This window comes from Acinetobacter sp. YH1901134 (assembly GCF_013416965.1).
GTDB classification, from domain to species: Bacteria; Pseudomonadota; Gammaproteobacteria; order Pseudomonadales; family Moraxellaceae; genus Acinetobacter; species Acinetobacter amyesii.
Map to the genome: position 1 here is coordinate 1 of NZ_VPEW01000027.1, position 12,092 is coordinate 12,092.

Consider the following 12,092-nt stretch of genomic DNA (forward strand, 5'->3'; position numbering starts at 1 on the left):
GACAAGCATCGTCATTTTATTATGGTCAGCCTCAGGGTGAAGTGTGTCTAATCAACAGGGTTTTCGGTCTCTAAGTACTTTTTAAAGGGAACATCATCGACTCAAATCTCTATTTGCAACAGTGCCCTTGAAAGTCCTAGCCGTACTGAAAAGATACTGATTAAAGTCTATGCTGATTGTCGGGTAGTTGTATCGGCACCGTTAAATGCAGATGATAAAACAATTATTGATGCGGTCAAGCAGCGTAGTCGTTGGATCTATAAGCAATTAAGAGGGTTTCGTGAACAAAGTAAATTTATCACGCCTCGCCAATATAAAAGTGGTGAAAGCCACTTTTATTTGGGTAAACAGTATCAATTGAAAGTGATTCATGATGATACCAAGCCACAAGGTGTAAAACTTCTGAGGGGTAAATTAGAAGTGAATGCCTTAGATGCCAATCTTGAAAGTATTCAATCTCATTTAAAGGAATGGTATAGATCTCGAGCAAAAGTCATATTTGAAATACGTTTGCAACGTATTCTAGAACAAGCCTTATGGGTTGGAGACAAGCCTGAAATCCGTTTAGTGACCATGCGTATACAGTGGGGAAACTGTTCTCCATCAGGTGTGCTTACGCTCAACCCTCATCTAGTTAAAGCACCTACAATTTGCATTGATTATGTTATTTTGCATGAACTTTGTCATTTGGTTGAATATAATCATAGTGAGCGTTTCTACCAACTATTGAATCAAGTTATGCCTGATTGGTCGAAAATAAAAAATCAATTAGATATGATGGCGAATAAGTTAATAAATTGATTAAGATTTTTGTTTTTCGACAAGAGTTAAGAAAGGTTCTCTAATTTATTTAAGGAACTCATAAATATTAGAATTTAAGCACTCTAGCCAATCCATTAATTCAAGAATATCGATTCTTCGATCCAAATTCTCTATTTTTGCTACATATGACTGTGGCTTTTTTAAGCGTGAGGCAAGCTCTACCTGAGTAACTTCTTTTAACTCACGTATTCGAATAAGTTTATCAATTAGCTGTTTATAGCGAGGATCATGTATTGAGCTCATAGCTCGACATGTTGTACTATTCTTTTAAATATCCCAAAATGGGATATTTTAGGTTTTGGAGATGGTGTTTAGATATGAATATAAATCATCAACTTAAGTTTAGTTTTCTAGACTTTTTATCAAATCAAACATTCTTTAACTCTGAGTTTAAAAACATTCGAGCAGAATTTATAAAATATTCTCCTGAATATGAGCCTAAAAGATTTTATTCAAAAATCTATATTATTTTTAGGGAGTTAGTAAGTCAAAACTTGATATTTATGGATACTAGTAATTGTACGTACAAATATTCATCTAATTATTCAAAAAAAGATATTTGCGATTTAATTAGCCAATTGAAATCTTTAGAGGTTGAGAATTGTCTTTCGATGGAATATACACGTGTAAATGAGAATATATCAGATTTATTTCAGGAGTTAAGCATATATAAAAAGTATCTTATAAAATTTCCTAAGTGCTCTGAACTGATTAATCGATTTATAGATCAAAAAGAATCAGAAATTCACCTTTTAAGCTATGAGTTAAAAGCTTTGAGGAATTTATTAGAAGCTCAATAGGAGCAGGCTAGTCTTATAAATTTCAATAGAGCTGCGTCTGAATAATCAAGAACAATAATATCTTTACATCTGATCCTAATTCAACTGTATATAAAATAAGTATTGCAGAATAGTAATTCGAATGAACTTATACAGATGATCAACACCTTAATTTATAAAAAAGATAGGTTGAATTTAGTATAGATAGAAGCAATTTTTTTTGTTATAGTATTATTTGTAAAATATTCAATTTTTTTAAAAAAAACATATGGATACTGCAACTTATAGTAAAACTAATATGAGCAATGTCATTTTAGTTGGTACTTTGGGTCGTGACCCTGAAACAAAAACTTTCCCAAATGGTGGTTCTCTCACTCAGTTCTCAATTGCAACGAGTGATTCATGGACAGATAAAAATACAGGTGAACGTAAAGAGCAAACAGAATGGCACCGTATTGTGTTACATAACCGCTTAGGTGAAATTGCACAGCAATATTTGCGCAAAGGTTCTAAAGTTTATATTGAAGGTTCATTACGTACTCGTCAGTGGACAGATCAAGGCGGTCAAGAGCGTTACACGACTGAAATTCGTGGTGAACAAATGCAAATGCTTGACAATAATCGCCAACAAGGCGAACAAGGTCAAGGCGGTGATTTTGGTCAGCCTCGTTTTAATAATCAACAAGGTGGTTATAACAATAACCAAAACCAAGGTGGCTACGGTAATAGCTCAAACCAAGGCGGTTATGGCAATAACCAACCGGCTCAAGGCAATAGCTATGGCAATAACAACCCAGGTGGTTTTGCGCCAAAACAACAGCCTGCACCGACACCGGCTCCTGCAGCAGCAGATTTAGATGACGACTTACCGTTTTAATGAACCTTAAACACAGCGTTTAAAACGGTAGATCATCATCAAAAAAAGCCCTCAATCTTGAGGGTTTTTTTATGTGTATCTAAATGTTTGCCAGTACTGTGTTCAGCATTGAGCGAATAGATTATTGATTGGTAGCGTCGATTAAAATCTAATATTAATATAAATAATAAATCTAAAAATCCGATAGTTTTTATAAAAAAGTTCGGTTTTACCTATGATTTGATAAGTCGTATTCTAGCTTCAACAGATAAGCAATCCCTGAAATGAGTTAGAGGAATATCAAATGAGTTTAATTAATACTGAAGTAAAACCATTTAACGCTACCGCTTACCAAGACGGTCAATTTATTGAAGTTTCAGAAAAAGACTTCTACGGTAAATGGTCTGTGGTGTTTTTCTATCCTGCTGACTTTACTTTTGTATGTCCAACAGAATTAGGCGATCTTGCTGATCACTATGCTGAATTCAAAAAAATGGGCGTAGAAATTTATTCAGTATCTACTGATACACACTTCACGCATAAAGCTTGGCACGATTCTTCTGAAGAAATTAAGAAAATCGAATACCCAATGGTTGGCGATCCAACTTGGACACTTGCGAAAAACTTTGATGTTTTAATTGAAGCGGATGGTCTTGCTGACCGTGGTACTTTCGTAATTGACCCTGAAGGTAAAATCCAAATCGTTGAAATCAATGCAGGTGGTATTGGTCGTGATGCTTCTGAATTGATGCGTAAAGTAAAAGCTGCTCAATATGTACATGCACACCCAGGTGAAGTATGTCCTGCAAAATGGAAAGAAGGTGAAGCGACGCTTGCACCATCGATCGACCTAGTGGGTAAAATCTAATTTGGTGATCCAACCGTAGATTTAAAAAAGCCAGAACTCAGTTCTGGCTTTTTTGTGGTTTAGATCATTAGACTAAATAGCCATCATGTTCTGGAGCATAGCCACGAACTCCATCGACTAAATAGTCAATTAATCTTTCCATGACTAGGCGTTGACCTTTGCGCGAAGCATATACCAATTGCACCGTACCGACATTTGAGCACCATTCGGGGAAGAGGTGAATTAAACGACCTGCCTCAATATCTGCTTGCACGGTTAAATAGGGTAAGTCTGCAATGCCTAAACCATCGAGTGCTGCATAATAAGTACCGGCTAAGTCATTGCTTTTAATCCGAGGCTGTAAGGCAATTTCAATCTGTTCTTGCTGTCCTGTATGATGCAAATGCCATTGATAGCGGTTTTTCTGTGTGCCCAAAACGATACTCGGAAATTCTGTCAATTCGGTAATATGCTTTAACTCGCGTCCTTGTAAAAGTTCAGGACTAATCACTAAGCAATGCACGGTTTTAATCACGTCACGTACAATAATACTCGAGTCTTCATTCTTACTAAAATTGGTGCGAATCGCCAAATCAATGTCGTCATGTAAGACATCCACACGGCGGCTAGACAGCTCGAGTTCGACCTGAACTTTGGGATGATCTTTTAAAAACTGATTTAACAAGGGGCGAATTTGATGTTCCATCATGACTGGTGGACAGCTAATTTTAACCAAGCCTTCAAGTTCACTTTTTTGCTTCAAGAGCACCTGATGCGCACATTCGACTTGTTCGATCACTTTTATGCATTCTTCATACAATTCTTGGCCTAATGTCGTGACCTTAAAGTGTCGGGTAGAACGCTGAATAAGGGTGACATTATATTTGGCTTCAAGATCTAAAATGCGTCGGCTTAATTTTGATTTTGTAATATTCGATGCTTCACTTGCAGCGCTAAAACCGCCATGTTTCACCACCAAGTAAAAGTAGTAATAGTCATCAAATGAATGCATGGATCACCTTATGCAGTGAAAAATTATTTCAATTCCAATTATCATACGTCAATTTATACATCAGGTATAAAAAAAGCGGCTCGAAGCCGCTTTTTACTACTGGAGGATTATTTCTTTTCAGTATTTTGCGTATAGCTGTTGATTAAGTTACGGTAGTCTGGAATATGATTGCCGAAAAGCGCACCTAAACCTTCAATATCATTACGCCAGTCACGGTGTAATTCACACGCGGTACCAAACCACGTCATGAGCTGTGCACCCGCTTGCGTCATACGTTCCCACGCTGAGTCGCGGGTTAAATGGTTGAAAGTACCTGAAGCATCGGTCACCACAAAGACGTCAAAGTCTTCTTCTAAAGCAGACAAGGTTGGGAATGCCACACAAACCTCAGTCACTACACCGGCAATAATCAATTGTTTTTTGCCGGTTGCTTTGACTGCTTTCACAAAATCTTCATTATCCCAAGCATTAATTTGACCTGGTCGTGCAATATAAGGTGCGTCAGGGAACATTTCTTTGAGTTCTGGAACCAATGGCCCGTTTGGACCTTGTTCAAAACTGGTGGTGAGAATTGTTGGAAGATTAAAATATTTCGCGGCTGCAGCCAGTGCAAGCACATTATTTTTAAATTTATCTGGATCAATATCGCGAACCAATGAAAGTAGACCTGTTTGATGGTCAACTAAAAGTACCGCGGCATTGTCTTTGTCTAAACGAACGTAAGGTTTGCCCATTTTATTGTCCTCTTTCCTGTTTGCAAGTACGCAGGATCAGATGAAGTCTGCGTGTTAACTCGATTTAGCATAGCTATAAAAATGGGATAACGGAATGGGTTTAAATGAGAAAAACAATCATAAAATTGGGATAATTTATTGTTGAATATGACTTAAACCCCTATATTTTTCAAATCAATGCTTGTTTTTGAGTAAATTTTAGATTGTATTACTGATTATTGTTCTATATTTGAGATATAGAATGCTATCTGGATGATGGTCAGTAAGTATTTCAAAGCTTAAAATAAGCGCTATGTTCATCCTATCGTATGAATATAGGAGCTAAGAAATGAAAAAAGTAATTGGTGTTTATCGTAATCAGCAAATGCACTGGGTGGGCGATGGTTTTCCAGTCAAAAGCTTATTCTCCTATGATCGTCTAGGTCAGGCCATTAGCCCATTTTTGCTTTTGGATTATGCGGCACCTTATCAGTTCGATCCCACCACTGCACAGCATGGCGTGGGTTCACATCCACATCGTGGTTTTGAAACCGTGACTATCGCCTACAGCGGTGAAGTGACTCATAAAGACTCAAGTGGTGGTGGCGGCACAATTCAAACGGGCGATGTGCAATGGATGACCGCAGGTTCGGGTTTGGTACATGAAGAATTTCATTCGCCTGAATTTGCTCAAGCAGGTGGTCTTTTTGAGATGGTTCAATTGTGGGTGAATTTACCGGCAAAAGACAAAATGACTCAGCCTCGTTATCAAGCGATCACGCGCCAAGATATTCCACGCATAGACATGGATGAAGGTGCAGGCCATATTCGGGTGATTGCCGGTGAAATGGGTGGTCACCTTGGGCCAGCACAGACCTTTAGTCCAGTGAATGTCTGGGATGGTGAGTTGAGAGCTCAATATGAAACCACCTTACATGTACCTGAAGGGCATAACACCATTTTGGTGGTCTTGAAGGGTGAGGTTGTGGTGAATGAAAGCCATAAAGTGCAAGACAGTTCGATGGTCATGTTTGCCAAAGACGATATCGCCATCCAGCTACAAGCGTTGCAGGACACACAATTTCTGTTACTTAGCGGTGAGCCACTAAATGAGCCGATTCAAGGTTATGGACCATTTGTGATGAATAGCAAAGCTGAAATCATTCAAGCCTTTGATGATTTCAATAACGGAAAATTTGGTGAAATTGCACTGGCGCATGAAGCTTAAGCGAAAATCATGTCGTTGAAATAGCCGAAAAAAAAGCCTCTGAATAGTCAGAGGCTTTTTTATTGAGCGCTGTAGTATTTATAGTTGTCATGATTTAAATATCATTTTACTTTTTATAAATTGTGATGAATTTATCACTTTCTTATGTGGCGCATCTTAGCGAGACTTGGCTTTAAAGTAAACCAAAAGTTATAAAAATGGTTAATTTAATTGTTTGGTTTTATAGGGTAATTAAAATTTTAAAGAAAAATATGTTTAAAAAACAAAGCTTAAATTGTGTGCTTTTTGACTGTAAATATTTGTAAATTTAACTTAAAAACGGCTGTACTGAAATCCATACAAAAAGTGCGAATCTGGTATTTTTTAATAGCTATTTTTAAGTTCTGATCAGTCATACTTTTAAACTGTGTTTTATAGATGGAAAAGAAAATTGGAAATTGCAGTCATCGGTAGTGGCATGGCTGGGCTGGCTACCGCAAGAATTCTTAAAGACGCAGGGCATAACATTACAATTTTCGAAGCTCTGCCGGGTCGTGGTATGGATAGCCACAGCACTGAGTTTGAAGGCGGCTTGATCGATGCCCCTTTGCGTGTGATGAATCCACACCTCTGGAAAAATACCTTAAGTTTGGCGACCCATTTAGGGATTAAAACTTTCCCAGTCCGTACCTATATGGCATGCAGTTGGCTATTTGAAGATCGTACAGAAACGTGGTTGACCACCAGTCGTAGCCGTATTGGTAATTTCCCAATTATTAATAATCGTAAAGGCTTACAACAATATGGCTGGCGTTTAGTCAAAGGAATGTTGCAACTTAAAGCCGCGATCACTCGATTTTTTAAATCAAAAAATCAGGACATCACGCTTGCCGAGTTCATTAATAAAAATGAAATTGAAGAAGTATTTTGGCATGGTGCGGTCATGCCTGTGTTGTATACCATTTGCACCTGTAACCCGAAAACGATTGGGGAATGGCCTGCGAAACCGTTGTTGATTTTCTTGCGTCAATTGACCAATGGCGATGCCTTGTTGCGTATCCAAGGTGGTACACCTGCGTTGGTTGATAAGCTGATTGAAGGTTTAAATATTCAAAGTGGTACGGCAATTACCAAAGTGCACGAGCAAAACGATAAGGTCTTGGTGGAAACTGAGGCCGGAGCACATCATCTATTCGATCGCGTGGTTGTTGCGACACCAACCACCAAAACGGAAGAATTTTTAGATCCAACCCAGTTTGCTGATGATATTGAGCTCTTAAAGAAATTTAAATTTGAGCAAGGTCAGTTGGTGATTCACACCGATCAAACCGTGATGCCGCCGAAGCGCAAAGATTGGTCTGTACTAAGTTATATGATGGATCGTAAATTTACCCGTCAGCAATTTACCGTGTGGCTGAACTCAATCGAGCCGAGCTTGGTGGGTAAAACTCCAGTGTTCCAAACTTGGCAGCCAGTGACACCGATTGATCCTAAAAAAGTGATCTCTTCGGTTAGTTTGACACGCGCAGTGGTGGATTCTCATACCGTGGCGCTGAATAAAGAGTTACAGCAACGACATTTATCGCCTGAGCGTAAAGTCTTCTTCTGTGGCTCATGGTCTTGTGACGGTCTGCCGATTTTAGAGTCTGCGGTAACGTCTGCTATGCACATTGCAGAAATTTTTGGTGCACCATTGCCGTTTGTGGGTTTAAAACCTAAAGTGGAGGTTGCCCCTCAACTCGGTTACTAACATGAAATGGCTTCAAGCAATTCGTCAGCACATCCCTAGCCATAAATATGCGATTAACAGTCGACTACTCGGAGATGATGCGGAACTTGCTTGGAGTAATTTGGGCTATTGGGATGATGCAAAATCATCCTATCCTGCAGCCTGTCAAAAACTCGCTTTCCATCTTGCCGAATCCATTCAATTAAAATCTACAGATCGTGTTTTAGACCTTGGTTGTGGGCAGGGCGCGAGCTTGGTTTTTTGGATGGAACATTTTCAAATTCAAAACTTATCCGCAGTCGAATTGCAAACCGAATGTGTGGAAAAAATCCAAAAAAATTTAAATTCAAAAATCAAAATACAACAAGATTCATTTTTGAATTTAAAAAATATTTATCCACAAAACTGTATGGATGCCGTACTGTGTATTGATGCTGCGTATCATAGTGATTTGAATTTATTGCTTTTATCAGTTGTTAATGTTTTGAATTCAAAAGGACGCTTTGCTTTTCACTATTTGATGTTGTCCGATGCGTTTTTGAATTTAAATTCATTACAGCGACTGAAATATCAAAGTCTGTTGAAAGCAGCAGATGTGAATTTGAAAAATTTAAATTCAAAGCAAAATTTACAACACCAAGTGCAACAGGCAGGTTTCGAAAATATCCAGATTGAAGATATCAGCGAATTCGTATTTCAGGGTTTTGCAGATTATATTCAAGAACAAAAAAGTCAGATGAGCCTGAGTCATGTGGATCAATTCAAAATCAAGATGACGGCAAAATTGTGCGAAAAGTTGTATCGAGACGGGCTGATTCGTTATGTGCAGATTAGCGCGAGGAAGCCATAAAAGAGCGGCTCTAAAAACATCAAAGCCTCACTAAAAAGCGAGGCTAAGAAATGGTGCCGGCACACGGATTCGAACTGTGGACCTACTGATTACAAGTCAGTTGCTCTACCAACTGAGCTATGCCGGCGTTGTGGAATGCATTCTACAGATTTTTTGAAGTGGTGCAAGTTAAAAAAACAGCAAATCGAATGTAATTTATACGTTTGATTTATTCAGCATTCAACCGATGTTTGGCTCTAAAACCAGAGAAATAAAATTAGGCAATGTTTCGCCCACAAGATGTGGGCGAAAAAATAGGATGGATGAACGTTGAGTGCTATTTCATTCTTAAAATTTGGTCTAGATCCTGTGCGCATTCTTCAAGTGTATATGCCATCTCCAGTTGCATTTGGGGGCGGAGTTCATTGGCGAGCTTTCGCCATTCGTCAATCAGACGCTGTGCTTTTTGAATTTTATGTTTATTGATGTCTTTGGCAAGGGTTGGGGTATAGCCACCACGTTTGGCGTTCTTGATCTGCTTAACATAGTTCTGGCTGTTATTCATGTTCTCTCCGGAATAGCAGTGATATATGAAAGGTGTTTTTTAAGTTTTTCGTTGATCAAGTTAAAAGTACCGCAATCGCGTTTCAGTTCTATGATGTTTAAATTAATGAATAATTTTTTGAATAGTGCCTATATTGAGAGGATGATTAATTTTTAGCATAGGCTTAAGTAATTGTCTTTAGAATATAAAATTTGTATTTGTAAATAAACGTGTCTTTCTTGCTGCCAATAAAAAATCCATAAGTCGTGCATTAGGAAAAAAACGTGTGAATTAAATCCATCAATCAGGACTCAAATATTGTGATGTCATTGAGCCAAAAAGTTTAAAGATCAATTAGGGGAATATTTAATATTGAGAACAATAAAATTAAAAAAGGCCTAAATTTTATCAATTTAGACCTTCATTCTGCTTGGCATTGCAGTTTATTCTGGCGGTGAAAGAGGGATTCGAACCCTCGAAACGCTATAAACGTTTACACACTTTCCAGGCGTGCTCCTTCAGCCACTCGGACACTTCACCTTTTGCGCGGTGGATAATAGCGAAAAAAATATATTCTGCCAAGAGAAACAATTGAATTAGACAAAAACATCTTGAGCGGTGCTATGATTCGCAAAAATCCTGTCTAAATTGAAGACAATTATATGCAAAGTACTGCACAAAAAGCCGCATTGCCTGCCATCACCTTGGCAGCTTTGGGCGTAGTATTCGGAGACATTGGGACGAGCCCGTTATATGCGCTGCGCCAATGTTTCCTCACAGCACACTTGGCGATTAGCGAAGCGTCTGTGCTGGGTATTCTGTCCCTGATTTTCTGGTGCATCATGCTGACGATTAGTTTTAAATACGTCAGCATCATTATGCGCGCAGATAACAATGGCGAGGGCGGTATTATGTCGCTGTTGGCCTTAAATCTACGGACCACACGAATTGCCGAAAACAAAAAAATCTACCTGATTGCCCTTGGCTTTATTGGGGCATCTTTGTTCTTTGGTGATGGGATCATTACCCCCGCAATCTCCGTGTTATCCGCGATTGAAGGTTTAAGTATTGCGACGCCGATGTTTAACCAATGGCTGCAACCTTTATCGATTGGTATTTTGGCGGGGCTATTTTTAGTGCAACGCCATGGCACAGGCACGATGGGTAAATTCTTTGGTCCATTGACGCTCATGTGGTTTTTATCCATTGGCGGATTTGGATTATGGAGTATTTCGCAAACGCCATTTGTGTTGACCATGATCAGTCCGCATTGGGCTTTCAATTTTGTGGTACAGCAGCCCTATGTTGCGTTTTTGACCATGGGTGCGGTCATCTTGACGATGACAGGTGGTGAGGCAATCTATGCCGATATGGGGCATTTTGGCCGACTCCCAATCCGCTTGGCATGGTTTATTGTGGTGATGCCGTGCTTGTTGTTGAACTATGCGGGCCAAGGTGCTTTGCTACTGCGTAATCCAGAAGCTCTAGCCAATCCATTCTATATGCTGATCCCAGAATGGGCACTGTATCCAATGATTGCTTTGGCGACAGCGGCCGCGGTGATTGCCTCTCAAGCGGTGATCACAGGGGTGTTTTCTATGGTCAATCAGGCGATTCAATTGCGTTATTTGCCGCGTTTGACAGTGAAACATACCTCTGAAGTTGAACGTGGTCAGATTTATTTGCCATTTATTAACTGGGCATTGTTTATCTCGGTGCTGATCTTGATCTTGCTGTTTGAAAACAGTGCGAATTTGGCCAGTGCGTATGGCGTAGCTGTGACCATGACCATGCTCTGCGGTACGATTTTGATCTCAGTTTTGGCTTATGGTTTATGGCGTTGGCCGGTTTGGAAAGTGGCAATATTTGCCGTGCCATTTTTATTGATTGATTTGATTTTTGTTGCATCGACATCATTAAAAATTGCAGCGGGCGGTTGGGTTCCAATCCTGATTGGTGCGGTATTGTTTACGATTTTAATGACGTGGAAAGATGGTCGGGCATTGGTGCTCAATCGACTCGGTAAAGATGCTTTGCCTATTGATCTGTTTATTCGCAGTGTCAGCATGGGCAGTGAAACTAAGTTTGTGCCAGGTGATGCCGTATTCTTGACAGGAACGCCTGAGATCGTGCCTCATGCCATGTTGCATAATATCAAGCACAATAAAGTCCTGCATGAACGCAATATTATGGTTACGGTCAACACCCGAGATGTGCCATTTGTACCCGAAAATGAGCGGGTGATCACGGAAAAACTAGATGATCGATTCTATCGAATCACCATGTTTTATGGGTTTAAAGATCAGCCGAATATTCCTGCCGCTTTGGAGCATGCGTATCGTGAATTGGGCTTTGAATTTGATTTAATGCAAATCAGTTTCTTTATTTCCCGAGACCGCATTATTCATACCTTGGGTGAAGGCATGGCACCTTGGCGAGAAAAGCTGTTTATCTCTATGCAGCGAAATACCAGTCCAGTCAGCGATTTTTATCAAATTCCAACCAACCGTGTGGTTGAGTTGGGCAGTCAGATTGAAATTTAAGACTTAGATTGAACTTTTAGGCATAGATTTAAAAGTTAGACACGAAAAAGCCAGATCAATTCTGGCTTTTTTTATCTGTAATAACTCTGTACACGACAAAAATAGATAACTCATTGAAATAATGTCACAATAATTGTTTTCTAACGACGAATACTATGACACATCTCAATGAGTTATATCTTATCTTAAACAAATCTCTAAAATGGAACAA

12 protein-coding genes and 2 tRNA genes are annotated in these 12,092 nt (G+C 39.2%); 8 read left to right on the forward strand and 6 right to left on the reverse strand.

The window, feature by feature from the left end; all coding sequences use genetic code 11:
• Positions 1 to 159 precede the first annotated feature (159 nt).
• Complete coding sequence (locus tag FTV50_RS16145; protein WP_233945494.1) at positions 160 to 801, forward strand: M48 family metallopeptidase; 642 nt, start codon at positions 160 to 162, stop codon at positions 799 to 801.
• 45 nt (positions 802 to 846) lie between these two features.
• On the opposite strand, the gene FTV50_RS16150 is transcribed toward FTV50_RS16145, so the two are convergent.
• Positions 847 to 1,065 carry a helix-turn-helix domain-containing protein gene (locus FTV50_RS16150; protein ID WP_005180668.1) on the reverse strand — a complete coding sequence of 73 codons (219 nt, stop codon included), beginning with the start codon at positions 1,063 to 1,065 and terminating at the stop codon, positions 847 to 849.
• Between the two features lie 74 nt (positions 1,066 to 1,139).
• Between FTV50_RS16150 and FTV50_RS16155 the strand changes: the two genes are divergently transcribed.
• The 3 genes from FTV50_RS16155 (at position 1,140) to ahpC (ending at position 3,325) form a co-directional block, all read left to right on the forward strand.
• Positions 1,140 to 1,622 carry a hypothetical protein gene (locus FTV50_RS16155; protein ID WP_058870464.1) on the forward strand — a complete coding sequence of 161 codons (483 nt, stop codon included), beginning with the start codon at positions 1,140 to 1,142 and terminating at the stop codon, positions 1,620 to 1,622.
• 277 nt (positions 1,623 to 1,899) lie between these two features.
• Positions 1,900 to 2,478 carry a single-stranded DNA-binding protein gene (gene ssb / locus FTV50_RS16160; protein ID WP_180025068.1) on the forward strand — a complete coding sequence of 193 codons (579 nt, stop codon included), beginning with the start codon at positions 1,900 to 1,902 and terminating at the stop codon, positions 2,476 to 2,478.
• A 283-nt stretch (positions 2,479 to 2,761) separates the two neighbouring features.
• Positions 2,762 to 3,325, forward strand: coding sequence for an alkyl hydroperoxide reductase subunit C (gene ahpC / locus FTV50_RS16165; protein WP_078190520.1), 564 nt, complete (start codon positions 2,762 to 2,764; stop codon positions 3,323 to 3,325).
• 67 nt (positions 3,326 to 3,392) lie between these two features.
• Here the strand turns inward: ahpC and FTV50_RS16170 are convergent, their stop codons facing one another.
• A complete protein-coding gene (locus tag FTV50_RS16170) occupies positions 3,393 to 4,316 on the reverse strand; it encodes a LysR substrate-binding domain-containing protein (protein WP_180025069.1) in 924 nt (307 codons plus the stop codon).
• Between the two features lie 107 nt (positions 4,317 to 4,423).
• Positions 4,424 to 5,050 carry an isochorismate family cysteine hydrolase YcaC gene (gene ycaC / locus FTV50_RS16175; RefSeq protein WP_078193174.1) on the reverse strand — a complete coding sequence of 209 codons (627 nt, stop codon included), beginning with the start codon at positions 5,048 to 5,050 and terminating at the stop codon, positions 4,424 to 4,426.
• A gap of 328 nt (positions 5,051 to 5,378) precedes the next feature.
• Between ycaC and FTV50_RS16180 the strand changes: the two genes are divergently transcribed.
• From FTV50_RS16180 to FTV50_RS16190, 3 genes are all read left to right on the forward strand, one after another.
• On the forward strand, positions 5,379 to 6,257 hold the full coding sequence (locus FTV50_RS16180; protein ID WP_180025070.1) for a pirin family protein: 879 nt from the start codon (positions 5,379 to 5,381) through the stop codon (positions 6,255 to 6,257).
• Between the two features lie 430 nt (positions 6,258 to 6,687).
• Positions 6,688 to 7,986, forward strand: coding sequence for an FAD-dependent oxidoreductase (locus FTV50_RS16185; protein ID WP_180025071.1), 1,299 nt, complete (start codon positions 6,688 to 6,690; stop codon positions 7,984 to 7,986).
• A gap of 1 nt (position 7,987) precedes the next feature.
• Positions 7,988 to 8,815: a cyclopropane-fatty-acyl-phospholipid synthase family protein gene (locus tag FTV50_RS16190; protein ID WP_180025072.1), complete on the forward strand. Its 828-nt coding sequence runs from the start codon at positions 7,988 to 7,990 to the stop codon at positions 8,813 to 8,815.
• 51 nt (positions 8,816 to 8,866) lie between these two features.
• On the opposite strand, the gene FTV50_RS16195 is transcribed toward FTV50_RS16190, so the two are convergent.
• The 3 genes from FTV50_RS16195 to FTV50_RS16205 all read right to left on the reverse strand — a co-directional run bounded on the left by FTV50_RS16195 (position 8,867) and on the right by FTV50_RS16205 (position 9,878).
• Positions 8,867 to 8,942, reverse strand: a tRNA-Thr gene (locus tag FTV50_RS16195).
• A gap of 189 nt (positions 8,943 to 9,131) precedes the next feature.
• Positions 9,132 to 9,359: a hypothetical protein gene (locus FTV50_RS16200; RefSeq protein WP_078190515.1), complete on the reverse strand. Its 228-nt coding sequence runs from the start codon at positions 9,357 to 9,359 to the stop codon at positions 9,132 to 9,134.
• Between the two features lie 428 nt (positions 9,360 to 9,787).
• A tRNA-Ser gene (locus tag FTV50_RS16205) sits at positions 9,788 to 9,878 on the reverse strand.
• A gap of 122 nt (positions 9,879 to 10,000) precedes the next feature.
• On the opposite strand from FTV50_RS16205, the gene FTV50_RS16210 reads away from it, so the two are divergent.
• Positions 10,001 to 11,881 carry a potassium transporter Kup gene (locus tag FTV50_RS16210; RefSeq protein ID WP_078193161.1) on the forward strand — a complete coding sequence of 627 codons (1,881 nt, stop codon included), beginning with the start codon at positions 10,001 to 10,003 and terminating at the stop codon, positions 11,879 to 11,881.
• Positions 11,882 to 12,092 lie beyond the last annotated feature (211 nt).

Bases quoted from the DNA above. Each gene is read 5' to 3' on its own strand.
- FTV50_RS16150 (WP_005180668.1), bottom strand. From the start codon at position 1,065: ATGAGCTCAATACATGATCCTCGCTATAAACAGCTAATTGATAAACTT.
- FTV50_RS16155 (WP_058870464.1), top strand. From the start codon at position 1,140: ATGAATATAAATCATCAACTTAAGTTTAGTTTTCTAGACTTTTTATCA.
- ssb (WP_180025068.1), top strand. From the start codon at position 1,900: ATGAGCAATGTCATTTTAGTTGGTACTTTGGGTCGTGACCCTGAAACA.
- ahpC (WP_078190520.1), top strand. From the start codon at position 2,762: ATGAGTTTAATTAATACTGAAGTAAAACCATTTAACGCTACCGCTTAC.
- FTV50_RS16170 (WP_180025069.1), bottom strand. From the start codon at position 4,316: ATGCATTCATTTGATGACTATTACTACTTTTACTTGGTGGTGAAACAT.
- ycaC (WP_078193174.1), bottom strand. From the start codon at position 5,050: ATGGGCAAACCTTACGTTCGTTTAGACAAAGACAATGCCGCGGTACTT.
- FTV50_RS16180 (WP_180025070.1), top strand. From the start codon at position 5,379: ATGAAAAAAGTAATTGGTGTTTATCGTAATCAGCAAATGCACTGGGTG.
- FTV50_RS16190 (WP_180025072.1), top strand. From the start codon at position 7,988: ATGAAATGGCTTCAAGCAATTCGTCAGCACATCCCTAGCCATAAATAT.
- FTV50_RS16200 (WP_078190515.1), bottom strand. From the start codon at position 9,359: ATGAATAACAGCCAGAACTATGTTAAGCAGATCAAGAACGCCAAACGT.
- FTV50_RS16210 (WP_078193161.1), top strand. From the start codon at position 10,001: ATGCAAAGTACTGCACAAAAAGCCGCATTGCCTGCCATCACCTTGGCA.